Source organism: Thalassospira sp. GO-4 (assembly GCF_023588965.1).
GTDB lineage: Bacteria > Pseudomonadota > Alphaproteobacteria > Rhodospirillales > Thalassospiraceae > Thalassospira > Thalassospira povalilytica.
The window spans coordinates 878,206-901,474 of sequence record NZ_CP097807.1 but is presented as its reverse complement, the minus strand read 5'-3'; the positions used below and the strand labels follow the sequence as shown (position 1 = coordinate 901,474).

The 23,269-nt window shown below is 54.3% G+C and carries 20 protein-coding genes; 10 read left to right on the top strand and 10 right to left on the bottom strand.

Annotation, left to right across the window (positions count from 1 at the left end; translation table 11 throughout):
• Positions 1-39: 39 nt before the first annotated feature.
• The 9 genes from M9H61_RS04305 to M9H61_RS04265 all read left to right on the top strand — a co-directional run bounded on the left by M9H61_RS04305 (position 40) and on the right by M9H61_RS04265 (position 11,077).
• Positions 40-1,188 carry a nitrogen regulation protein NR(II) gene (locus M9H61_RS04305; protein WP_068519037.1) on the top strand — a complete coding sequence of 383 codons (1,149 nt, stop codon included), beginning with the start codon at positions 40-42 and terminating at the stop codon, positions 1,186-1,188.
• Positions 1,185-2,633: a nitrogen regulation protein NR(I) gene (ntrC, locus tag M9H61_RS04300; protein WP_068519038.1), complete on the top strand. Its 1,449-nt coding sequence runs from the start codon at positions 1,185-1,187 to the stop codon at positions 2,631-2,633. The genes M9H61_RS04305 and ntrC overlap by 4 nt, the downstream gene beginning before the upstream one ends.
• Positions 2,630-4,906, top strand: coding sequence for a PAS domain-containing sensor histidine kinase (locus tag M9H61_RS04295; RefSeq protein ID WP_250283597.1), 2,277 nt, complete (start codon positions 2,630-2,632; stop codon positions 4,904-4,906). The genes ntrC and M9H61_RS04295 overlap by 4 nt, the downstream gene beginning before the upstream one ends.
• 46 nt (positions 4,907-4,952) lie before the next feature.
• Positions 4,953-6,326, top strand: a complete 1,374-nt coding sequence (locus M9H61_RS04290; RefSeq protein WP_250283595.1) for a sigma-54 dependent transcriptional regulator — start codon at positions 4,953-4,955, stop codon at positions 6,324-6,326.
• 45 nt (positions 6,327-6,371) lie between these two features.
• Positions 6,372-7,751: a Trk system potassium transporter TrkA gene (gene trkA, locus M9H61_RS04285; RefSeq protein ID WP_068519041.1), complete on the top strand. Its 1,380-nt coding sequence runs from the start codon at positions 6,372-6,374 to the stop codon at positions 7,749-7,751.
• Positions 7,752-7,813: 62 nt separating this feature from the next.
• The gene (locus tag M9H61_RS04280) at positions 7,814-8,500 is read left to right on the top strand and encodes an HAD family hydrolase (RefSeq protein WP_101246265.1); all 687 of its coding nucleotides are present in this window, start codon (positions 7,814-7,816) and stop codon (positions 8,498-8,500) included.
• 121 nt (positions 8,501-8,621) lie between these two features.
• Positions 8,622-8,879: an RNA chaperone Hfq gene (hfq, locus tag M9H61_RS04275; protein ID WP_008891082.1), complete on the top strand. Its 258-nt coding sequence runs from the start codon at positions 8,622-8,624 to the stop codon at positions 8,877-8,879.
• Positions 8,880-8,886: 7 nt separating this feature from the next.
• Positions 8,887-10,218: a GTPase HflX gene (hflX, locus tag M9H61_RS04270; RefSeq protein WP_371833739.1), complete on the top strand. Its 1,332-nt coding sequence runs from the start codon at positions 8,887-8,889 to the stop codon at positions 10,216-10,218.
• A gap of 34 nt (positions 10,219-10,252) precedes the next feature.
• The gene (locus M9H61_RS04265; RefSeq protein ID WP_228195524.1) at positions 10,253-11,077 is read left to right on the top strand and encodes an inositol monophosphatase family protein; all 825 of its coding nucleotides are present in this window, start codon (positions 10,253-10,255) and stop codon (positions 11,075-11,077) included.
• A gap of 194 nt (positions 11,078-11,271) precedes the next feature.
• Here M9H61_RS04265 and mazG read toward each other — a convergent pair whose 3' ends face one another.
• The 5 genes from mazG to ectA form a co-directional block, all read right to left on the bottom strand.
• On the bottom strand, positions 11,272-12,096 hold the full coding sequence (gene mazG, locus M9H61_RS04260; RefSeq protein ID WP_250283592.1) for a nucleoside triphosphate pyrophosphohydrolase: 825 nt from the start codon (positions 12,094-12,096) through the stop codon (positions 11,272-11,274).
• Positions 12,097-12,244: 148 nt separating this feature from the next.
• Positions 12,245-13,738 carry an aspartate kinase gene (locus M9H61_RS04255; RefSeq protein ID WP_250283589.1) on the bottom strand — a complete coding sequence of 498 codons (1,494 nt, stop codon included), beginning with the start codon at positions 13,736-13,738 and terminating at the stop codon, positions 12,245-12,247.
• Between the two features lie 87 nt (positions 13,739-13,825).
• A complete protein-coding gene (locus M9H61_RS04250; RefSeq protein WP_068519046.1) occupies positions 13,826-14,227 on the bottom strand; it encodes an ectoine synthase in 402 nt (133 codons plus the stop codon).
• A gap of 69 nt (positions 14,228-14,296) precedes the next feature.
• Complete coding sequence (gene ectB, locus M9H61_RS04245; RefSeq protein ID WP_250283587.1) at positions 14,297-15,580, bottom strand: diaminobutyrate--2-oxoglutarate transaminase; 1,284 nt, start codon at positions 15,578-15,580, stop codon at positions 14,297-14,299.
• Between the two features lie 126 nt (positions 15,581-15,706).
• Positions 15,707-16,255, bottom strand: a complete 549-nt coding sequence (gene ectA / locus M9H61_RS04240; protein WP_068519047.1) for a diaminobutyrate acetyltransferase — start codon at positions 16,253-16,255, stop codon at positions 15,707-15,709.
• Between the two features lie 323 nt (positions 16,256-16,578).
• Here ectA and M9H61_RS04235 point away from each other — a divergent pair, with 323 nt between their 5' ends.
• Positions 16,579-17,058: a MarR family winged helix-turn-helix transcriptional regulator gene (locus tag M9H61_RS04235; RefSeq protein WP_068519209.1), complete on the top strand. Its 480-nt coding sequence runs from the start codon at positions 16,579-16,581 to the stop codon at positions 17,056-17,058.
• Positions 17,059-17,140: 82 nt separating this feature from the next.
• Here the strand turns inward: M9H61_RS04235 and M9H61_RS04230 are convergent, their stop codons facing one another.
• The 5 genes from M9H61_RS04230 to M9H61_RS04210 are packed head-to-tail and all read right to left on the bottom strand — an operon-like array spanning position 17,141 to position 23,039.
• Positions 17,141-18,262 (bottom strand): AbrB family transcriptional regulator, encoded by a 1,122-nt coding sequence (locus tag M9H61_RS04230; RefSeq protein WP_250283585.1) that lies wholly within the window; start codon positions 18,260-18,262, stop codon positions 17,141-17,143.
• Entirely contained in the window at positions 18,262-19,944 is a 1,683-nt protein-coding gene (locus M9H61_RS04225) for a methyl-accepting chemotaxis protein (protein WP_250283583.1), read from the bottom strand. Before M9H61_RS04225 ends, M9H61_RS04230 begins: the two co-directional genes overlap by 1 nt.
• Before the next feature lie 35 nt (positions 19,945-19,979).
• Complete coding sequence (locus M9H61_RS04220) at positions 19,980-21,515, bottom strand: tripartite tricarboxylate transporter permease (protein ID WP_068519050.1); 1,536 nt, start codon at positions 21,513-21,515, stop codon at positions 19,980-19,982.
• Positions 21,508-21,996, bottom strand: coding sequence for a tripartite tricarboxylate transporter TctB family protein (locus M9H61_RS04215; protein WP_101246259.1), 489 nt, complete (start codon positions 21,994-21,996; stop codon positions 21,508-21,510). The genes M9H61_RS04220 and M9H61_RS04215 overlap by 8 nt, the downstream gene beginning before the upstream one ends.
• Before the next feature lie 44 nt (positions 21,997-22,040).
• Positions 22,041-23,039: a tripartite tricarboxylate transporter substrate binding protein gene (locus tag M9H61_RS04210; protein WP_068519052.1), complete on the bottom strand. Its 999-nt coding sequence runs from the start codon at positions 23,037-23,039 to the stop codon at positions 22,041-22,043.
• Positions 23,040-23,269 lie beyond the last annotated feature (230 nt).

Genomic DNA, 23,269 nt, shown 5'->3' with positions numbered 1-23,269 from the left:
TATGGCGATATAAAACTAACGTCGTCGGGGAAGAATTGAATGAGACTGGGATTTGGAAAAGGCAACGGGGTTGACCCGACCGGGGTGCTGAACGCAATTGCAAGTGCAGTTGTCGTCGCCAACCGGGATGGGAAGATCCGGTTTGTCAATCAGGCCACCGAACAGCTGTTTAACACCAGCGCCAGCGTTCTGTGCCGCAGCGATTTGAGCGACTTTATACCGTCAGACAGTCCGGTTTTTTCGCTGATCAAGCAGGCAATTGACGAGGCGACGCTGGTTGCAGACCACAATCTGCTGATTGAAAGCCCGAAAATCGGCAAGCATACCGTGAACCTTACCGTTGGTTCGATGCCTGATGACAGCGACTGCGCGGTTCTGACATTCGAGCCGCGCTCGATTGCCCAGAAAATCGATAATCAGCTTCTAAGCCGCAATTCTGCCCGTTCTGTCAGCGCGATGGCCGCCATTCTGGCCCATGAAATCAAAAACCCGCTATCGGGTATTCGCGGGGCGGCCCAGTTGCTTGAGCAAACCAGTAATGAGGACGACCGCGTTCTGACCCGGCTGATTTGTGACGAGGCCGACCGCATTGTCGAGCTTGTCGACCGGATGGAGATTTTCTCCGACAAGCCGATGGAACGCGGGGCTGTAAACATTCATACGGTTCTTGAACACGTGCGCCGTCTGGCTGAAAACGGTTTTGCCAAGAACCTTGCGTTTGAAGAAATCTATGATCCGTCCTTGCCTCCGGTATTTGGCAACCGCGATCAGTTGATCCAGGTGTTTCTTAACCTCGTGAAGAACGCCGGCGAAGCCGTTGATCCGCAAGATGGCAAAATCATCATATCAACCCGCTATCAGCATGGCATCCGGCTGGCTGTTGCCGGCGGTGATGCGCGTGTGCATTTGCCGTTGGTGGTATCGGTCCGTGACAATGGTCCGGGCATTCCGCAAGACATGCGCGAAAGCCTGTTTGATCCGTTTGTCACGACGAAACCGACCGGTTCGGGGCTTGGGCTGGCACTGGTTGCGAAAATCATCAATGACCATGGTGGCGTGATCGAAGTGAAAGATGTGCCGGGGGGCGGCGCAGAATTCCAGATCATGCTGCCGATCTATAATCGTGCGCTGGCCGAGGGGGCCAGTGAACAACCGATAATAATCGATAACAGGGAACACACCGCATGAGCACGAGCCCTGCAAGAATTCTGGTCGCTGACGATGACCGGGCCATCCGTACCGTATTGACGCAGGCATTGTCGCGTCAGGGTCACGAAGTCCGCAGCACCGGTCACGGCCGCACTCTTTGGGACTGGATCGCCGATGGGGACGGTGATCTGGTGATTACCGATGTCATGATGCCCGACGAAAACGGTCTGGACATGGTGCCGCGTATTCGAAAATTGCGCCCGGACCTGCGCGTCATTGTCATGAGCGCGCAAAACACGCTGATGACGGCGGTCAAGGCCGCGCAGCGCGGGGCATTCGAATATCTGCCAAAGCCCTTTGATCTTAATGAGTTGATGGGCATTGTTGATCGTGCACTTGAAACCCCGCAGGAAAGCCAGTCAGGCAAGTCAGCAGATGAAGAGGGTGATGATCGCCTTCCGCTGATCGGGCGTTCGGCAGCCATGCAGGAAATCTATCGTGCCTTGGCGCGCCTGATGAATACCGATCTGACCGTGATGGTCACCGGTGAAAGCGGAACCGGTAAGGAACTGGTTGCGCGCGCCCTGCACGAATATGGCGGGCGTCGCCACGGACCGTTTGTTGCGATCAATATGGCGGCAATCCCGCGCGAACTGATTGAAAGCGAACTGTTCGGGCACGAAAAAGGTGCCTTCACCGGCGCGAACGAACGCAAGGTCGGCCGGTTCGAACAGGCCGAAGGCGGCACGCTGTTTCTTGATGAAATTGGCGATATGCCGCTTGAAGCACAAACCCGTTTGCTGCGTGTTCTTCAGGAAGGCGAATATACCCGTGTGGGTGGCCGCACGCCGATCCGGGTCAATGTGCGCATTGTTGCCGCAACTCACCGTGATCTGCGTAAACTGATCCGCGAAGGCACATTCCGCGAAGATTTGTTCTATCGCCTGAATGTCGTGCCGATCCGTTTGCCATCGCTGCGTGAACGTCTTGAAGATATTCCTGAACTGGTCAATCATTTCCTGATGCAGGCCAGCGAAGAAGGATTGCCGCGCAAGACCTTGTCGGCAGAAGCCATGGCGCGTCTCAAGGCGCATCGCTGGCCGGGCAATATTCGTGAATTGGAAAATATGGTGCGGCGTCTGACGGCGCTTTATTCCCACGATGTGATTGGCGTTGATGTCATTGAAACCGAATTTTCGGAAAACAATGTCAGCGAAGCAGCACCCAGTGCCGAGCCGCAATCCTTGTCGGAATCCATTGAACGTCACGTCCGCGAATATTTCGACGCGCATGAAGAAGACCTGCCGTCAAACGGGCTTTACGATCGCATCCTGCGCGAAATGGAACGCCCGCTTTTGAATGTGACGCTTGAAGCAACCCGCGGCAACCAGGTCAAAGCCGCCGAAGTACTTGGCCTGAACCGCAATACGCTCCGCAAAAAGATCCGTGATCTTGGGCTGGAAGTCGTCAGGGGCACGAAATGAACAATGCGGAAAGTTCGATCTCCAACCGGATATTGAGATCGGGCTTCGTAAGGTTTCTGGGGCGCCTTGGCCAATCGCGACGGTTCGCGTTCGGTCTGGTTGCTGCTGCACTGGTTTCGGTAACGGCGACCTATCTTGCGATGACGGGGACGGCGCCGTTCCGTCCTGACCCGCGCCTGATTTTGCTTTTGCTGAATATCGACCTGGTGCTGGTGTTGTTGCTGGCAACTCTTGTGGCCCGCAAGCTGGTTCAGATCTGGGTTGAACGCAGGCGCGGCGTTGCCGGGGCAAAGCTTCATACCCGCATGGTCCTGATGTTTTCGTTGGTGGCTGTGACGCCCGCGATTGTTGTTGCCGTATTTTCCGCGCTCTTCCTGCATTTCGGTATTCAGGGCTGGTTCAGTGACCGCATTCGAACAGCAGTCGAAGAAAGCATGGTCATTGCCGATGCCTATCTTAAGGAGCATCAGGAACTTATCCGTGCCGATGTTCTGGCAACCACGGCCGATTTGCAGCGGTTCGGGGTGAATTTTTCCACCAGTCCTGAACGGATTTCCGATCTTTTGACCGATCAGGCACTCGCGCGTGGTTTGCCCGAAGTCATGATGATTGATGGTTCGGGCCAAATCATCGCCCAGTCGGAATACAGCTTTTCCTATGATACCGATCAGGCGTCCATTCCCGCCGAAGTCTATGACGAAGCACGGGAAAAAGACGTGGTTCTGATGATTGGGAACAGCGACAACCGCATTCGGGCACTTGCCAAAATTCCAAGCTTCATCGATGCGTTTTTGTTGGTCGGGCGGTTTGTTGATCCCAATGTGCTTGATCGCATCGACAAGGCACGGCGGGCTGTTGATGCCTATGAAAGTCTTGAAGGTGAACGATCCGGGATCGTGATTACCTTTGTCATGATCTTTGTGCTGATTTCTGTGGTTTTGCTGCTGGCGGCTGTCACACTGGGCCTTATGGTGGCAACAAGGCTTGTTCAGCCGGTATCGCAACTGATCACCGGTGCCGAACGGGTGCGCGATGGCGATTTGTCTTTCCGTGTGCCGCTTGACGGGCAGGGCGATGAACTTGAAGCACTAAGCCGCGCGTTCAACCGCATGACCGCCCAGCTTGAAACCCAGCGCAATGAACTGATTGCCGCCAACCGTCTTAATGACGAACGCCGGCGCTTTACCGAGGCCATTCTGGGCGGTGTGACTGCGGGCGTGATCGGCCTTGATCCGGATCGCAAGATCGATCTGCCTAACCGAAGCGCATCTGATCTGCTGGCTGTCGACCTTGAGGGGCATCTTGGGCAGGAACTGACGGCAGTCATCCCGGAATTTTCCCCGTTATTTGATGATTTCAGCCGTGACGGTGATCGCAGCAAGCCGCGCCAGATCGAAATTCGTCGCGATGGTGTCAATCTGACATTGCTTGCCCGGGTCACCGCCGAGTGGGCCGATGATGGCACGGTATTCGGGTATGTCGTGACATTTGATGATGTGACCGAACTGCAAACCGCACAGCGCATGGCGGCCTGGGCCGATGTCGCACGCCGTATCGCCCATGAAATCAAGAACCCGCTTACCCCGATCCAGCTTTCGGCAGAGCGCCTTAAACGGCGCTATCTGAAACAGATCGAAGATGACAAGGATGTGTTCCAGACCTGTACTGACACGATCATTCGCCAGGTTTCCGATATCGGGCGCATGGTGGACGAGTTTTCCAGTTTTGCCCGGATGCCGTCCCCGAAAATGCGGATGGAAAATCTTAGTGAACTGGTAAAAAGTGCGGTCTTTTTGCAAAAGCAGGCGCATAGCAACATCACCTATGACTTTGACCGGTCCGGGATCGAGGATTTGCAGATTTCGTGTGATGCCCATCAGGTTAATCAATGTCTGATCAACACGCTTAAAAACGCGGCCGAAGCCATCGAAGGGCGGGAAAAACCCGAAGGTGGCGAGTTGCCGCGCGGACGCATTGAAATTTCGATTACCGTGTCACCAAACAATCAACATGTCTTTGTGGCTGTTTCTGATAACGGTAAAGGGCTTCCGGCCGAGCATCGCGAACGTTTGACAGAGCCGTATGTGACCACGCGGTCAAAGGGGACGGGGCTTGGTCTTGCGATCGTCAAGAAAATCATGGAAGACCATGGTGGAGAGCTTATACTCTCCGACGGCGTTGAAAGTGGGGCGACGGTGACACTATCTTTCCCGCAACCTACTGATGCCGAAATTGAAACAGGGGCGCAGGGCGCTTCTTCCTCGGGCAATTGATAAATTGCCAAAATCGCAACAATAATAAGATTGATTTGGTTCCGACATGGCGCACGACATTCTGATTGTCGATGATGAACAAGACATTCGAGCGTTGATTTCCGGTATTCTGGAAGACGAAGGCTACACGACCCGACAGGCCGGTTCGAGCCAGGAAGCCCTGGCCGAGGTGTCCGCACGTCGCCCAAGTCTGGTGGTGCTCGATATCTGGATGGATGAAAGCGATCACGACGGGATCGAGACGCTTAAACTTATCAAACGCGAGCATAGCGAAGTTCCCGTTGTCATGATTTCAGGTCATGGCAACATTGAAACCGCGCTCGAAGCGTCTCGTATCGGGGCCTATGATTTCATTGAAAAGCCGTTCAATACCGACCGTCTCTTGATGGTTGTGGAACGCGCAATTGATGATGCGCGTCTGCGCCGCGAAAACCGCGAACTGACGTTGCGGGCCGGTGGTGATACCGAACTTCTGGGAAAATCGTCGGTCATCAATAATTTACGCCAGTCTGTTGACCGTGTTGCGCGAACAGGCAGTCGTATTCTGATCCATGGCCCGGCCGGTTCGGGCAAGGAAGTAGTCGCACGACTTATTCATCAGAAATCCGCCCGGGCCGAAGCCCCGTTTGTGGTGCTGAATTGCGCGAATATTTCACCGGAAACCATGGAAGAATCCCTGTTTGGGGCGGTTGCAACTGCGGATCGCGAAGCACGGACCGGTGTGCTTGAACTGGCCCATGGCGGGACTTTGCTGCTTGATGAAGTGGCAGACATGCCCCTTGAGACCCAGGGGAAAATTGTTCGGGTGCTTCAGGATCAGACATTTGAACGTGTCGGCGGATCGATCCCGGTCAGTGTCGATGTCCGTGTGATTGCAACAACGGCGCGTGATCTTGAACAACGGATTGCCGAACAGACATTCCGTCAGGATCTATACTACCGGCTTAATGTCGTGCCGCTCGAAGTGCCGTCCTTGCAGCAGCGTCGCGACGATATTCCCGAATTGGCGGAACGTTTCCTTGAACGGTATGCGGATGCAACCGGGCTTCCGAAACGCAAATTGTCGCCGGAAGCCATGGCAACCCTTCATGCCTATGACTGGCCGGGCAATGTTCGCCAGTTGCGCAATGTCATCGAAAGATTGATGATCATGGCGCCGGATGACGACAAAACGGATCTGATCAGCGGTAAAATGCTGCCATCGGAACTGTTTTCTGATGTGCCGACGTCGCTAAGTTTTGACAAGACCAGTGAAATCATGGCATTGCCGCTGCGAGAAGCACGCGAGATGTTTGAAAAAGAATATCTCCAAACCCAGATTGACCGGTTTGGGGGAAATATTTCCAAGACGGCGAGTTTTGTCGGCATGGAACGTTCAGCGTTGCATCGCAAGCTGAAAAGCCTTGGTGTGAACAGCTGATCGGGCCATTCCCATCTTGGACTGTTGTGAACGGGAGATAACAAGATGAAGGTCATCATTTGCGGCGCCGGGCAGGTGGGGTTCCACATTGCCAAATATCTGGCTGCGGAAAACAATGATGTCACCGTGATCGACCAGTCGGAAGAACTGGTTCGCAAGATTTCAGACACGCTGGAAGTCAAAGGTATTATCGGGTTCGGATCGCATCCCGATGTGTTGCAGCAGGCAGGGGCCGACGAAGCCGACATGCTGATCGCTGTTACCTTTGCCGATGAAGTCAATATGACGGCCTGTCAGGTCGCCCATTCACTGTTTAACGTGCCGACCAAAATTGCCCGTATCCGAAGCCAGACTTATCTGCAGCCGGAATGGGCAAGCCTGTTCGGGCGCGAAAAGCTTCCGATTGATGTGGTGATTTCACCGGAAATGGAAGTTGCCCGTGCGGTCGCGCGTCGTCTGCAGGCGCCCGGCGCGTTTGACATGATCCCGTTTGCCGATGACAAGGTCAAAATCCTTGGCCTGCGGTGTAACGAAGATTGCCCGGTGATCAACACGCCACTGCGTCAATTGCATCAGCTGTTCCCGGATCTGAATATTTCTATCCTGGGCATGATCCGCGATGATAAACCGGTCTATCCCAAGGGCGATGATCAGATGTTGGCCGGGGATCTTGTCTATCTGGCTGTTTCGAGCGATCAGGTGTCCCGTGCGATGTCGGCATTCGGGCATGAAGACCCCGAAGCACGCCGCATTGTCATCTTTGGCGGCGGCAACATTGCGCTGTTTCTGGCCGAAGAAATCAACAAGAACTTCCCGGGTGTTACCACCCGCCTGGTTGAAGCCGATCCGGAACGTGCGCGTTATGTCGCCCAGAAGCTCCCGAAGAAAAGCGTTGTCCTGCGCGGCGATGTGCTTGATCCGGAACTGCTCGAAGAGGCGAATGTCGGCAATGCCGAGGCCGTTGTTGCACTGACCAATGATGACGAGACCAATATTCTCGCGTCCCTGCTGGCCAAACGGTATGGCTGCCCGCGCGCCCTGACGCTGATTAACAAAAGCACTTATAACTCGCTGGTTTCCGAACTTGGCGTTGATGTCGTGATCAGCCCGCGTATGACGACGGTGTCAACGATCTTGCATCATGTCCGCCGTGGACGTATTCGCGCAGTACACAGCCTTTCAGAAGGCTTTGGCGAAGTGCTTGAGGCAGAGGCACTCGAAACCGCGCCGATCGTTGGCAAGGCGATCAAGGATATCGCGATGCCGGCCAGTGTGGTGTTCGGCGCCATTTTGCGTGACGGCGAAGTTGTGATGCCGCGCGCTAATACGGTGATTGAAGCCAACGACCGGATTGTCGTGTTCGCCGGTTCCGAGCAGATCAAAAAGGTCGAGAAAATGTTTGCTGTTCGACTGGAATATTTCTGATCGACGGCGGGGAAAATTATTCCTCATACCAATAAACGCCCCGTATACCACCGGAAGACCAAATGTCTGACAAATTGCCCCATCCGCCAAAGGCCGTCATTTTTGACTGGGATAACACCCTTGTTGATAGCTGGGGAACCATTCAGGCCGCCCTGAATATGACCTTTGACGATTTCGGCAAGGACCGCTGGACGCTTGATGAAACAAAGCAGCGCGTTGCCCGCTCGTTGCGTGACAGTTTTCCGGTTCTGTTTGGCGAAGATCGCTGGGAAGCAGCCAAAGACAGCTTTTATGCCCATTTCAGATCAATCCATCTTGAAACGCTGACGCCATTGGCCGGGGCATATGATTTGTTGTGTGCGCTGCGTGACAACGGCACCTATATCGGTGTTGTCAGCAACAAGAACGGTGATTTTCTTCGTAAAGAAGCCGAGCATCTTGAATGGACGCCGTTTTTCGGAAAGATCGTCGGGGCAACCGATGCGCCAAACGACAAACCGGCACCCGATCCGGTCCATATGGCAATGGGCGACTCTTCGGCGTCGCAATATGAGAATCTCTGGTTTGTTGGGGATAGTGTGGTCGATATTCAATGCGCGCGCAATGTCGGGGCCACGGCAATCCTGATTGGTGATGAATTAACCGGTCACAGTGAGACGCAGAATTCTGCGACTCTTAGCCCTGATTGGCATTTCGCTGATTGCGAGGCGCTTGTAAGGGTTGTAAAAGGCTTCTCGAAAGTCTTATAGTTCAGACTGGTCATTAAAAATGGGGCAGGGGTCGTGACGGACCTTAACGTCGACGGCTCCACATTTTCCTTGACCGCCCGAAACCAAAAAAACGCTCATAAAAGAAGGCTAGGTCTAACCAATGGCGGAAAAATCACAGAATGTTCAGGACGTATTCCTGAATTATTGCCGTAAAAACAAAACGCCGGTTACCGTGTTTCTGGTCAACGGAGTCAAATTGCAGGGCATCATCACCTGGTTTGACAATTTCTCTGTTTTGCTGCGGCGCGATGCTCACACCCAGCTCGTGTACAAACACGCGATTTCGACGGTAATGCCGACGACACCGATTAAACTGTTTGATCCGAGCCAGCCAGCGACGGAAGAAGAAAATAGCTGACGAGTCTCTGACTTCGGGGGGAGGCACGACGCCAGACGCCCCCCGGGTCCTGGTTTTCCATCCAGAACTAAAACGCGCCGACCAGACAGCGTCTTGGCGCGATGCATCTTCGCGACTGGATGAAGCTGTCAGTTTGACTGGCGCACTTGAATTTGATGTGGTGGGCGCGGATATCGTGCCCATTGCTAAAACACGTCCGGCAACCCTGTTCGGGACCGGCGTTGTTGAACGGCTTGGTCTGCAGATCAAGGCCGAAGAAGCCGATATCGTGATGATCAACGGCCAGCTTTCCCCGATCCAGCAACGTAACCTGGAACGCGAATGGAAGTGCAAGGTTATTGACCGCACCGGCTTGATCCTTGAAATCTTTGCTGATCGCGCGCGCACCCGTGAGGGGCGCTTGCAGGTCCAGTTGGCGTTGCTGAGCTATCAGCGATCCCGCCTTGTCCGGACCTGGACGCACCTTGAACGTCAGCGCGGCGGACGTGGCTTCCTGGCCGGTCCGGGTGAACGTCAGATCGAAATTGACCGGCGCTTGATTGGCGACAAGTTGGCCAAGCTTCGTCGTGAACTGGAAGAAGTCAAACGGACCCGTGAACTTCACCGCGAAGCACGCCGACGGGTTCCATACCCGATCGTTGCGCTTGTCGGCTATACCAACGCCGGGAAATCGACGCTGTTCAACCAGTTGACGGTATCGGAAGTCTTTGCCGAAGACATGTTGTTCGCAACGCTTGATCCGACCATGCGTGGTTTGATCCTGCCAAGCGGGCGCAAGGTTATTCTGTCTGATACGGTGGGGTTTGTTTCCGATTTGCCGCACGATCTTGTTGCGGCGTTCCGGGCCACACTTGAAGAAGTTCTTGAAGCGGATTTGATCGTACATGTCCGCGACGCATCATCGCCGGAAACCGAGGCCCAGAAACTTGACGTGCTTGAAGTTCTCAAGGCGCTGGGACTGCAAAAGGCTATCGATGGCGAAGAACTGGTCGAGGCCCTGAATAAAATCGATCTGCTTGAAGGTGATGACCTTCAAGCGGTGACGGAATATGCAAGCAGGCACGACAATACCATCGCAATTTCAGCGGTTAAGGGTCGGAATTGTGATGCGTTGCTTGAGCTGATCGAAAGCCGTCTGACCGAAGATATGCCGGTTTTTGAACTGTGCGTACCTTATTCGGATGGCAAGTCACTGGCCCGTCTTTATGAACAGGGCGAAGTGCTTCAGCGCAGCGAAGGTGCCGACGGAATATCAATCCAGGTACGTGTGGACACCACACGTGTCGGGCGGTTTGAAGACTGGTGCGCAAAGGCCGGGCTTCAAATTCATGTGGTTTAGTGCGTAATCAAGTTTACCCGATGGGAGAAGTAGCGTGGCGATAACAGTCGATATGGATAAGGTTACCGAAATTATCCGCGAGGTATCGGCAACTGAAATCGCCCCGCGCTTCGGCCAGCTTGACGACGCAGATATTGACACCAAATCCCACGCCCTTGATCTGGTGACCATCGCAGATACCGAAGCCGAACGTGTCTTGACCGCGCGCCTGACCGACTTGCTGCCCGGAAGTCTGGCACTTGGCGAAGAGGCTGCCCATGCCGATGCCAAGTTACAGGATCGGGTCTTTGCCGGTTCTGATCCGTTCTGGATCATTGATCCGGTCGATGGCACCAAGAACTTTGCCCATCATCGTCAGCCATTTCGATGCATGGTCGGGCTTTATCACGGTGGCGAGACGGTAGCAGCCTGGATTATTGATCCGATCGAAGGGCATGCAACTGTTGCTGAAAAGGGATCGGGAACCCGTTATCAGGATCAGCCGGTTTCGGTTCGATCCAACATCAAGAATGCGCGCGATGCGAAGGGTTTCCTGATTTCCTATGCCCGCGACCGCATCCGGAAACATTACGGGCATCTCGATTTCTTTGACGAGGTCGCGCATTATTCCTGCTGTGGCGCGGAATATGAAGAAACGGCGCGCGGTGCATATGACTTTTGTGCTTATCGCACGTTGAAACCGTGGGATCATGCACCGGGCACGTTGCTTGTGCGGGAGGCCGGCGGCTTTGCGCGCTATATCATGACCGACAAGGACAATGAATATAACGCCAATGCCACAGCACCGGGACTTCTGTGCGCAAGCTCGGAAGAACTATGGCACGAAATAAACGAGATTCTGTTGCCGCTGTTCTCGTAACTTCACGCGGCCTATTTGTGGGTGTGAGCCAATCGTTGCCGCCATCCGGTGAAGAGGCTCGCGACGGTCCGTGTTCCGAGGATGCCTGAACAACCCGCGTAACGTTCCACCAATCGGACTTCTGATCGAACTCTATATGCGGCAGGAAAACCAAGCCGTTGGCCCAAGATCGCATTCAGAGCGGTCTTGGGTAACTATGCCTGACCCCGTTCGACTTTTTTGGCCAGGTTCCAGAGCGCGTCCATTTCATTCAGATCTGATTGTGCGGCGGTGCGTCCGTCGCGGGCAAGTTCGTCTTCGATGAAATGAAAGCGCTTGGTGAATTTGTGATTGGCGCCGCGCAGGGCAACTTCGGGATCCACACCGATTTTGCGGGCCAGATTGGCCATCACAAAAAGCATGTCACCCAGTTCATCCTGCAAGCGTGCGGGATCGGGGTTTTCGGTCATCTCGGCTTTGAGTTCGTCGATTTCTTCGTGAAGCTTGTCAAACACTTCGTCGGTGCTGGGCCAATCAAACCCGACACGGGCTGCGCGTTTGGTCAATTTTTCTGCGCGCATCAATGCGGGCAGGGCGCTTGCAACCCCGTCAAGGGCGCTGTGACGTTCATGTCCCTTGGTTTCGGCCTTTTGGGCGCGTTCGGCGGCCTTGATCTTTTCCCAGGTCTGATTGACTCCCTCGGTCGTGGTGGCATCACCATCGCCAAAAACATGTGGATGACGGCTGGTCATCTTTGCAACGATGCTTTGTGCGACGTCTTCAAAGTCGAAATGACCGGCTTCTTTGGCCATCTGGGCATGGAAAACGACCTGAAGCAGCAAATCACCCAATTCATTGCACAGTTCGGGCATGTCATTATCGGCAATCGCATCGGCCACTTCATAGGCTTCTTCGATCGTGTACGGGGCAATGGTCGAAAAATCCTGTTCGAGATCCCAGGGGCAGCCGCCATCCGGATCGCGGAGCTTTGCCATGACGTCAAGCAACTCGTTGATGGCTTTGCTGTTATGGGTGCTCATGACGGGGTCCTTTTAAGCCGGAACAGAACAATGTTTTAGTCCTATCGCGCTGCATCATGGCTGGCAAGTACGGGATGCGGTCAAAACAAAACCCGCAAGGCAACAGGTGCACTTGCGGGTTCTGGTCTTGGTTGGGACGCGATCAGGATCAGGCAGCTTTAAGCTTTGCCTGCTTGTTAGCGCTATCATCCTCGGTGTTGTCGGCTTTGCCTTTGCCTTCGACCAGGCCGCGATGAAGGGCGATGACGGCCTTGTTGAAGTCGCCTTCGGCAACCACGAACTGAAGATCGACCCGGCGGCTCGGATAGTGCGACGCCACCAGTTCAACACCGGCATCATCAAGAACCGACACTGCACGGGCAAACAGGCCCGGCTGGGCGATATTGGCACCGATCACCGATACGATGGCGACTTTACGGGTCTGAACCGTTGCTTCGGGGTGCTTGGCTTCGATCTCGTCAACACAACGACGGATCTGCTTGAGCGGTGCCGACACGTAATGGGTGATCGTATTGGCATTAAGGTTCTTGGTGACGGTCGGAACCTTATAGCGTTTCAGAACGCTAAGAATGGATTCCTCGCCACCAGGAACGCCAACCATGTCCTGATTGAACACTTCGATCTCGAACGCGGTCGGAACGCCGGTAACGATTTCAACGCGGCTGCTTTCCGGATTCCAGTGGTCATCAATCACCGTGCCCGGATGTTCCGGTTCAAACGTGTTGGCAATACGCAGCGGAATATCATTCTGGCGCAGACCTTTGGCCGCGCGCGGATGAATGGCTTCCATACCCATATTGGAAAGCTGATCGGCAACATCATAACTGGTACGGCCAATCGGGCGAACGGCATCTTCACCAACAATGCGCGGATCGGCGCTTGAAAGGTGGAATTCCTTATGAATGATGGCTTCCTGCGCCTGGGTCAGGCAGGCAATCCGCGAGAAAGTCACCTCGCTATAGCCGCGGCCATAGATGCTCATCAGACCTTCGCTGCACTGGGCATAGCCGGTTGCAATCGCAAGCTGGCTTGAAATGTCGATATCTTCGAAAACCTTTTCGATCCGGCCATCAAGGGTAGAGGCCTCTGGCTCGCGCCAGCCCGAAAGGTCTGCGAACACAGCATTGACGCCCTTGGCACGCAGCAGAAGCATCGTGTTATGGGCACTATGTGCTTCGCCAATGGCCGAAAGCATTTCGCGAACGGTCAAAAGATGCTTTTCCAGTTTGAAATGGCCAAAGCTGCAGAGGCGATGAAGATCCATCAGGCAGCTGCGTGTCCCTTCAATACGTTCCTGAACAAACGCATTGGCCAATTTCAGTTCCGGTGCGTCACCAAAGATCTGCTCGTTAATTTCACACATCTTTTCGGAAACGCCGGTCAGGGCATCACCCCAGGCCCAATCGGTTTCCGAGCCGGCATAAAGCTGATAGACACCCGGCTCACCGGTTTTCTTGTTTTCCAGCAAAAGATCGGTAAAACCGCCATATGCCGAAACGACAAAGACCCGGTTATAGAGTTCGTCTTCTTTACGATTGCCGACCAGAATGTTGTCCATGACCGCATCAACCTGGGTCATCGACGTACCACCGATCTTGTGAACGCTATGCCCAGCGTCCGATTTTTTCTGGGCTGAAAGCATGTTGCCTCCTTTGGGGGCGTTTCCTTGAAAGTTTATTGGCTTAAGAAAGTTTGAGGCGGTCGTTGCCGGCCGCCTCAAACAAGAGTCTTAGCTGGCGAGCGCATCACCATCGAGCGGGTAGACGCCGTTTTCGTCATGGACTTCACGGCCGTTCAAAGGCGGGTTGAACGCGCATGCGACAACCATGTCCTCGGTGCCGCCACGCAGATAGTGACGGTCATGTTTGTTGAGGATGTAAACCGTGCCCGGCTCGATCTTGTATTTCTTGCCATCTTCGATGGTTTCGACTTCGCCATTGCCCGAAATGCAATAAACCGTCTCGAAATGGTTGGCATAGCAGATTTCGGTTTCGGTGCCGGCATAGATGGTGGTGATGTGGAACGAGAAACCCATGCCATCATCTGCAAGCGACAGGCGGGTGCTTTCCCAGTTGTCCGAAACCACGCGACGGCCGGATGCTTCACATTCTTTCAGTGTGCGAACAATCATTTTTAACTCTTTGATTTTATGAAGTTGTGGGGCGTGGGCGACACCCGTGGATGTCGCCCAACCTGGCTATTATTCAGCTGCTGCTTTGACCGGTGCGACATCCTTGCCCATGGCTTTGGCAGTTGCCATTTCAAGAATATCAAGACCATGCGCCAAATCCTGCTTGGAGATGATCAGCGGCACAAGGCATTTCACCACTTCGTCTTCCGGTCCACTGGTTTCGATGACCAGGTTATGCTTGAAGCATTCCTTGGTGACTTTCGATGCCATTTCACCGCTTTCAAAGCAGATTCCCTGCATCAGGCCACGGCCCTTGCGGTACAACTTGCCATCACCATAGCGCTGCGCAATTTCTTCAAGGCGGTTGCCAAGAAATTCGGCCTTGTCGCGGACATCGGCTGCGAATTTGTCATCCGACCAGAAATGGTCCAGAGCGGCGGCGGCCGTAACAAACGCGTGGTTGTTGCCGCGGAAGGTGCCGTTATGTTCGCCCGGATGCCAGATATCGAATTCCGGTTTGATCAGGACAACAGCCAGCGGAAGACCATAAGCCGAAAGCGATTTCGACAGGGTGATCATATCCGGTTTGATGCCGGCCGGTTCAAAGCTGAAGAAAGTACCGGTACGACCACAGCCAGCCTGAATGTCATCGACAATCAGAAGGATGTCGTGCTTGCGGCACACAGCTTCGAGGTTTTTCAGCCAGCCGAAGTCAGCCGCATTCAGGCCACCTTCACCCTGAAGCGTTTCAACGATGACAGCAGCGGGCAGGGCGACGCCACTTGAATTGTCCGACAGGACACGATCGAGATATTCGGTGGTATCAGCACCATCGCCCATGTAGCCGTCAAACGGAACAGCAACAGCATTGTCAAGCGACACGCCGGCAGCGCCCCGGTGATGTTCGTTACCGGTAATGGCGAGCGAACCAAGGGTGCAGCCATGGAAGCCGTTGGTAAACGAGATCACGGTTTCACGACCTTTGACGCGGCGCGCCAGTTTAAGGGCAGCTTCGACCGCATTGGTGCCGGTCGGCCCGGTAAACTGGACCTTGTATTCCATGTCGCGCGGCTTGAGGATTTTGGTTTCAAGTGCTTCAAGGAATGCGGCCTTGGCCTTGGTGTGCATATCCAGGCCGTGGGTAACGCCGTTTGATTTGATGTAATCAATCAGCTTTTCCTGCAGGACCGGATGGTTGTGGCCGTAATTCAGGCTGCCGGCACCGGCAAGGAAATCTAGATAGCGATTTCCGTTTTCATCGGTCAGCCAGGCGCCTTCGGCCGTTTCAAAAGTTACCGGGAAGGAGCGTGCGTAGCTCTGAACTTCCGATTCAAGACGATCAAATACAGTCATGGTTCCCTCTTTCAGATTGGGAAAATCAATTCCACTTGTCATGCCAAACGTTCCGGCAGGCCGGTTGTTCCAAAAACGGTACGATCCGTTTGATGCATGCGTTGGGTGAATATCGGTTGGGTCGGATCAGGCCGCGACGCGTTCAACGTCCTTGCGTTCAAACGGTCCGATCTGCCACAGGATTTCGCTGGCAGCAGCCCCATCGAAATGGGTTTCGCGTTCGAACTGGACCTTGCGTTTGACGTCAGCGCCAAGCTCACGTGCGACTGAACGGAATACGCCCTGTGACGGGGCATTCGTTGACGTGATCGTCGTGTTCAGTTCCGTCACGTTGTGGCATGCCGGACGATCAAGAATGTCAAGGATCAGACGTTTGGCCAGGCGCAATCCGCGCGCCTTGGGCGAAACGGCGACCTGCCAGATGAAAAGCTGGTCCGGTTTGTTCGGGACAAGATAGCCCGAGACGAAGCCGACGGCTTCGCCATCAAGTTCTGCAATCGCGCAGGTGTCTGCGAAGTGCGAGCATTGCAGCAGATTGCAATACACGGAGTTTTCGTCCAGGGGCTTACATTCGGCAATCAGGTTGTTCACCGTCGCGCCGTCAGTGGCCTTGGGTTTTCGGATAATCAGGTTGGCTTTCTGGCCGGTATTGCCCTTTGTGGTGGCAATTTTCATCGGTCTGCCTGTTCTGTTATTTCGATATGCGATCATTCATGTCGCGATAGATGTATAGAATATCGATGGAAAATGATCAAGGGGGCGACTGTTAAAATCCTGTGAAATGCAATAAGTTATTGAAAATAAACGTAACTATAATGGATCGATGGTCGATAATCATTGCGGGGAAATGATGAAATAATTTTTCCTTAAAATAACGAATATCGATGTAATTAAATATCGAAAGTCGATGGAATAATGCCATATATCGTTGCGAATTGCGGTTTTCGGGGCTAAAACAGGTTTTGCAGCAGGACAAAATTAACGCCCGGATATTCATCATGGATAAATTGCACGAAGCACTGATCTCGATCCGCCGAATTTTACGGGCGAGTGATATTCACGCTAAAAAACTTGGTAAGATTACCGGGCTGAAAACGTCCCAATTGCTTGTTTTGCAGTCACTTGAAGAATTCGGCGAGATGACGGTCGGGCAGATTGCCGCGAAGGTCAACCTTGCCCAGGCATCGACGACATCATTGGTCGACAAGCTTCAGGCAATGGGGTTTGTGTCGCGCGAACGCGGCGATACCGACAAGCGCAAAGTCTTTGTCCGTCTGACAGAGCAGGGGCGATCCATCCTTGATCGTGCGCCGATGGCATTGCACGACCGTTTTTCAGACAATTTCAACAGTCTGGAAGAATGGGAGCAAACCTTCCTGATTGCCGCCTTGCAGCGTGTTTCGGGGATGATGGATGCCAGTGACATTGATGTCGCACCGGTTCTTGATCACGACGTGATCGTTGAAAAACGTGACTGATCCATCGGCATATCAAGGGCCGCACGTTCTGATCAAGTGCATCAGGTGGCTTCTATAATACACTGTAAATCAAAAATGTTGTCTATTTGAGTTCGCCGTTTTTGCGGTTGAAATGGCGTTCGAACCATTTTGCCATGATCGGTGCCAGAAGCACGATTTCGAAAATCCGCACGATATGGTGAAAGGCCACAAAGCTTGGTTCGACATTCAGGGCTAGTGCAATCAGCGACATCTCGGCCACGCCACCCGGCGCAAAGGCCAGCAGAACCGCAATGAAGTCAAGATCGAGCCATTGCGACACGAACCAGGCAACACCGCCGGTAAAGGCCAGCACAACCAAGGTTGCCAGAACCGAATAAATCGCCAGCCGTCCCAGAACAGCAAGCTTCACACCAGAAAAGCGGCTGCCGATGGCAGATCCAAGGATCAACAGACTGCCGGCAAGAAGCCAGTCGGGCAGGTTGCCTTCGACGATGCCGGTGACATGCAAAACCATGCTTGCTGCCATCGCGCCGGTCATATAGGAGGCCGGCACACCGATTTTGCGGAAAATCAGGATGGTGACAAGGGCACAAATCGCGGTAAGTGCGCCTTCGCCCAAGCTCATGTGGATGGCTTCGCTGTCGCCGTGTCCATTGGCGACGACACCCGTAATCAGCAAAACAATCAGCGGGGCAGACATCACCAGAAGCAGCACCCGCAAACCTTGTGTCAGTGCAATTTCCTGCTCATTCCCGCCGGCCGCAGCCCCGAGAACCACCATGGGGGTCAGTCCGCCCGGCGTTGCAGAAAACAGGGCGGTTGCCGGATCAAGACGGGCGACCTTGCTGTAAAACCAGGTGATGATCACGGTGATTACCGGAACATAAAGCAAAACAGCAATCATGCTGATGGGCCAGCGGGCCGCCTGATCAAAGGTATCGGGCGTAAAGGAAGCGCCAAGAAAAATCCCGATCACGCCCAAAATCACAGACCGGAACTGCATGGGAATACCCATCGGCACGCGCAGAAGGCTTGCAACAAAGGTTGCCAGCATCGGCCCCATCATCCATGCCAGTGGCATATTGATGGAATGGGCGATGAGCCCGCCAACAAGTCCGATCCCAAGGCCAATGGCCAGTTTTTTAAAAAAGCGCGGTGTCAAAACACTGGAAAATCGTGTGATCCAACTGTCTTGTGATGGATCGTCCTGTGTTTTGGTCATTACGCGTCAGCCTTGTTTTTTTCGATTTGTTCGAGGAAGCCGTCAATGGCATCACGCAAGCGCGATGCTTCGGTATTCAGGGTATTGGTCGCCCGGGTCACATTTTCCGAGCCGTTATGAACCCGTGCGGTTTCGTTATCAAGCGCGCCGACAGCTTCGGCAACGGTACGCATGCCGCCATTGGCATCCTGGATGCTGTCGGAAATACCGGCTGTAGAGGCCTGCTGTTCTTCGACAGCTGCCGCGATTGCGGCCGCCGACTGATCGACTTCGCCAATCACATCGGCAACAGAATGAAGCGCATTGACCACATTGTCGGTCAGACCGCGAATTTCTTCGACCTGGCTTGCGATATCTTCGGTCGCGCGCGCGGTTTGCGAGGCAAGGTTTTTGACCTCGCCGGCAACCACGGCAAAGCCTTTGCCGGCATCGCCAGCACGTGCGGCTTCGATCGTGGCATTCAGGGCCAGAAGGTTGGTCTGGCTGGCAATGTCTTCGATCAGGCTGACGATATCACCAATGCGCTGGGTGGCAGATGTCAGCTGTTCAAACAGGGCGCGAGAATGTTCGCTTTCCTCGCGGGCGCGCCCGGCGACAGTTGCAGAATTCTGGGCCTGCTGACCGATTTCGGCGATGGCTTCGGACAGGCTGGCAGTCGTTTGCGATACCGCTTCGATGTGATGGAGAACCTGCTCGGAATGTTGATTGGCATCGGCAGAGCGGGCGCTGGCATGGGTGGCGATTTGTTCCATATCGCTGGCCGAACCGTTTAGAGATCCGAATTCACGATCAAAGCCCGACAGGGCTTCTTGTACGGTGCGCTGGAAATGTTCGGTTGCCTCGATCAGATTTTGCTGACGCTGACGTTCAAGGCCGCGCACACGTTCGCGTTCCTTGCGCAGGTTTTCGGCTTCGCGTGACTGGTCGCGCAAGACGGTGACAGACCGGGCAACAGTGCCGATTTCATCACGGCGCTGAACGCCACGGACCTCGATATCCAGATCACCATTGGAAATCTGTTCGATCAAATGGGCAAGGTCGGTCATCGGCCGTGAAATGCGGCGCGATACAAAAATCGATACCGACCCGGCAATCAGGACCACAACAATGGCAACAACAACAAAGACCTGCTGGAGGGCTTCTGCCTGGGATGTTGCTTCGGCAAAGGACGTTGTCGCGATGTCGTGGGATTGCACAAGAATTTCAGTAAGCGGCGCTTGCAGGGCCTGGAATGTCTCATCGGCTTGGGCGATGACTTCCAGCGCGCCATAAATGTTCATTTCGCTTTCGACAAGGAACTGGTCAACCTGTTCCATGTATTTTGCGTAGTTGCTGCGGAATTCGTCACCACCAACAGTGGCCAGACGATCGGCAAGCGGTGCCAGTTCTGTGGACAGCTTGCTGACTTTTTCACGCAGGTCGGGGACTACCGCGGCATTAATGCCATTGGAATCCCAGGTCAGAATACGAAACAGCGATCCGTGGGCCTCATTTAACGCACTGCTGAGCGTCAGGGCATCGGATCGCCGTTCATAGGCTTCGACGCGAAGGCTGGTGAGAGTGGCTTTTTCGCTTTGAAGGGTTGCGACCGTGGCAATCCCCATGGCGATGATGACGATCATAAGGAAGACCGGAACCAAAAGGGTCTTGGGGCCGATCGACAGATTATCAATAAAACGCATTCACCAGTTTCCTTCGCGCCGATTAACGTCGGTTTTTAGAGTTCACCGTCATTGGGAACTGTTTTGCGATTACGCATCCATTCCCGAAGGTTCCCGATCAGCGGAGCAGACAGGAACAGAATGCTGATCAGCAGAATGACGAGCGTGATCGGACGTTCCCAAAGGAACGAGATCGACCCGTCACTGATTGCCAGGGCACGACGCAGGTTTTCTTCCATCATCTTGCCCAGAATGAAGCCAAGAAGCATCGGCGCCATCGGATAGTTCAGCAGGCGCAGGCCGATCGCGATTGCTGCTGCAATCACCATCATGTGGATGTCCATGGTGTTAAAGGTCACCAGGTAAACACCAACCAGCGAGAAGAACAGAACGAACGGCACCAGAAGCTGCTGGGGCAGGGCAAGCAGACGGGAAATATACGGGATCAGCGGCAGGTTCAGGATCAGCAGCACCACATTCCCGATATACATCGAAATGATGACAGACCAGAACACAGCAGGCTGTTCAACAAACAGGCGAGGGCCGGGCTGAACGCCATAGGAAATCAGCGCGCCCATCATGACAGCCGTCGTACCAGATCCCGGGATACCAAGGGTCAGAAGCGGTACGAAAGAGCCAGAACACGCGGCATTGTTGGCAGTTTCCGGTGCCGCCAGACCACGGATCGAACCTTTGCCGAACTGAAGCTTTTCCTTGGCCGAAGCAAGGTTGCGTTCCATGCCATAGGCCAGGAACGAGGCAATGGTCGCACCCGCACCCGGAAGAACACCGGTGAAGAAACCAAGGATCGACGAACGGCCAATGACCGGAACCATGGTTTTGACTTCATCCTTGGAAAGCTTCATCGAGCCAAGGCTTTTAAGAGCCTTTTCCTCGTCGCTACGTGTGTCCTTGGTCGGACGCAGGATCGACAGCAATGCCTCGGACAGGGCAAAGGTCGACATCGCGAGCAACAGGAAGCTGATACCGTCGATAAGGTCCATGCTGCCAAAAGTGAAGCGTGCAACACCGGCCGCCGGATCGGTGCCGATGGTCGACAGCATGATACCAAACAGCGTCATGGTGATGGCCTTGAGAACCTGGCCCTTGCCGGCAAAGGCCGATACGGCCGTAAGACCCAGGACCATCAGTGCGAAATAATCACCAGACTGGAAAGACAGCGAAACAGAGGCCAAGGCCGGTGCCGCCACCAGCAGGAAGATCGCAGCGATCGTACCGCCAGAGAACGACGCATAGGCCGCAATTGCCAGTGCCTTGCCAGCCTGGCCTTTCTGGGCCATCGGATAGCCGTCAAAGGCGGTCGCAACCGTACCGGCAACACCCGGTGCGTTAATCAGAATAGAAGAGGTCGACCCGCCGAAAATCGCCCCATAATACACACCAGCCATCAAAATCAGGCCGGTCGACGGATCAAACCCGTAGGTGATCGGGATCATCAGTGCAATGGCGGTAATCGGGCCAAGACCGGGGAGCATCCCGATAAAGGTGCCTGCGAAACAGCCAACAGCAACCATCAAAAGGTTGATCGGCATGACAGCGGTCGAAAGACCGGCGAAAATTCCATCAAGCATCGTTCGACATCCAACCGAGATAGTAGAAGAAATCGCCAGGGGTCAGGTAAATACCCATCAGATAAAGCAGGCCCCAGAATGCGAGTGTGACAAGAACAGCCGTCAAAACCAGAACCAGGGGACGTCGTTCGCCAAGGGTATAGAAACCACCCATCAGGAAGAGGGAGGTCGAAATCGGGAAGCCAAGCTGGCGGATCGTGAGGCCGTAAAACACCATCAGACCCGCAAGGATGACAACGCGGCGCCATTTGAGGCCACGGAAGGCATCCGCAAGGTTGCCGGCCTCCTGGTTGGCCGGCAGGATCAGTTGGATAAAGGAAACCACGCCCAGGATCCAGGCAAGTGCATTAGGGAGGGTTCTGGCGTTAAACGGGGCATCCTCGTCGCCAAACAGCAGCGGGATATCACCGACATAAAAGCCATAAATCAGCGCAAGGCATAGGAATAGCAATGCGCCGAATTTGTCGCGATTGATGGACATGGCGTGGTTTCCTTCGGAGGTCTTTTTACTTGTGTTCTAGTGGCTTATTTCAGGAAGCCGAGTTCGCGCATCAGGTCGCCAACGACCTTTTCCTGGTTTTCCATGAAGGCGGAAAACTCGGCACGCGGCTTGTAGATTTTTTCCCAGCCATTGCGCTTGCGAACGGTTTCCCATTCCGGGGTTGCCTGAACGTCTTTCAGGACCGCTGCATAGGCATCCGCTTTTTCAGCCGAAAGTGCCGGGGAGCCGAAATAACCGCGCCAGTTGACGAATTCGGCATCAATGCCGAGTTCACCCAGCGACGCTACGTCCGGAGCCGCTTCAACGCGTTCTTTCGAGGTCACGGCAAGAATGCGGATCTGGCCAGCCTTGGCCAGTTCAAGCAGTTCACCAAGACCGGTCGACAGAACTTCGGTTTCACCTGAGAGAAGGCCTGCAATTGCTTTGCCGCCAGCATCGTAGGGGATGTATTTTACCTGTTTCGCATCGCCGCCAGCTTTCTGGACAGCATAGGCAGCAACAATGTGGTCCATACCACCACGAACCGAACCGCCGCCGAACTTGACCGAGTTCGGATCCGCTTTGACCGCGTCAACTACATCGGTAAAGGACTGGAATTTGCTGTCTGCCGGAACTGCGAATGCAGCATATTCAGCAACAACAGCAGCAATCGGGGTCAGGTCACGGAAGGACTGCGGGAACACACCGGTCAGCGAACGAACGATGATCGGGGTGGAGTTGACCATAAGGGTGTTGTCAAGACGGTCAGCCGCTTCGATCATGTAGGCAATGGCTTTACCGCCGCCGCCGCCAGACATGTTTTCGTAGGATGCGGTACCAACCAGACCGGATTTGGTCAGGGCTTCACCGGTACCACGTGCCGTACCGTCCCAGCCGCCGCCAGCGCCGCCCGGAATGACGAAGTGAATTTCATTGATTTCTGCGGCTTTGGCATCCATGGCGCCAAATGCAGCAGTCGAAACAGCAACAGCGGTTGCTGCGGCAATAAATCCGCGACGCGAGAACATCGTCAGCTTATTCATCAGGGTCTCCTCCAGACACTAAAGCATTTTCCCAGACCACCCGTTTGGCGGTCGACCGATCGAAAGGAACAAAACTTCAACAAGGAAGATGGTTGATGTCGCAATGCCGATACAGTTTCCCCATCAGCATACGACCGCTAAAAATGACCTCCCTTGCCGATATTCTTTTTGTTTGTTCCAGGCACGTTCAAGACGCACCCGGATCGGCAGTTGGAGGACGTTAGCAGTAG

Bases quoted from the DNA above. Each gene is read 5' to 3' on its own strand.
- M9H61_RS04305 (WP_068519037.1), top strand. From the start codon at position 40: ATGAGACTGGGATTTGGAAAAGGCAACGGGGTTGACCCGACCGGGGTG.
- M9H61_RS04255 (WP_250283589.1), bottom strand. From the start codon at position 13,738: ATGCTTTCAGCCCAGAAAAAATCGGACGCTGGGCATAGCGTTCACAAG.
- ectB (WP_250283587.1), bottom strand. From the start codon at position 15,580: ATGACTGTATTTGATCGTCTTGAATCGGAAGTTCAGAGCTACGCACGC.
- ectA (WP_068519047.1), bottom strand. From the start codon at position 16,255: ATGAAAATTGCCACCACAAAGGGCAATACCGGCCAGAAAGCCAACCTG.
- M9H61_RS04210 (WP_068519052.1), bottom strand. From the start codon at position 23,039: ATGAATAAGCTGACGATGTTCTCGCGTCGCGGATTTATTGCCGCAGCA.
- trkA (WP_068519041.1), top strand. From the start codon at position 6,372: ATGAAGGTCATCATTTGCGGCGCCGGGCAGGTGGGGTTCCACATTGCC.
- ntrC (WP_068519038.1), top strand. From the start codon at position 1,185: ATGAGCACGAGCCCTGCAAGAATTCTGGTCGCTGACGATGACCGGGCC.
- M9H61_RS04215 (WP_101246259.1), bottom strand. From the start codon at position 21,996: ATGTCCATCAATCGCGACAAATTCGGCGCATTGCTATTCCTATGCCTT.
- M9H61_RS04290 (WP_250283595.1), top strand. From the start codon at position 4,953: ATGGCGCACGACATTCTGATTGTCGATGATGAACAAGACATTCGAGCG.
- M9H61_RS04225 (WP_250283583.1), bottom strand. From the start codon at position 19,944: ATGCGTTTTATTGATAATCTGTCGATCGGCCCCAAGACCCTTTTGGTT.
- M9H61_RS04280 (WP_101246265.1), top strand. From the start codon at position 7,814: ATGTCTGACAAATTGCCCCATCCGCCAAAGGCCGTCATTTTTGACTGG.
- M9H61_RS04220 (WP_068519050.1), bottom strand. From the start codon at position 21,515: ATGCTTGATGGAATTTTCGCCGGTCTTTCGACCGCTGTCATGCCGATC.
- M9H61_RS04235 (WP_068519209.1), top strand. From the start codon at position 16,579: ATGGATAAATTGCACGAAGCACTGATCTCGATCCGCCGAATTTTACGG.
- M9H61_RS04250 (WP_068519046.1), bottom strand. From the start codon at position 14,227: ATGATTGTTCGCACACTGAAAGAATGTGAAGCATCCGGCCGTCGCGTG.
- M9H61_RS04230 (WP_250283585.1), bottom strand. From the start codon at position 18,262: ATGACCAAAACACAGGACGATCCATCACAAGACAGTTGGATCACACGA.
- mazG (WP_250283592.1), bottom strand. From the start codon at position 12,096: ATGAGCACCCATAACAGCAAAGCCATCAACGAGTTGCTTGACGTCATG.
- M9H61_RS04295 (WP_250283597.1), top strand. From the start codon at position 2,630: ATGAACAATGCGGAAAGTTCGATCTCCAACCGGATATTGAGATCGGGC.
- hfq (WP_008891082.1), top strand. From the start codon at position 8,622: ATGGCGGAAAAATCACAGAATGTTCAGGACGTATTCCTGAATTATTGC.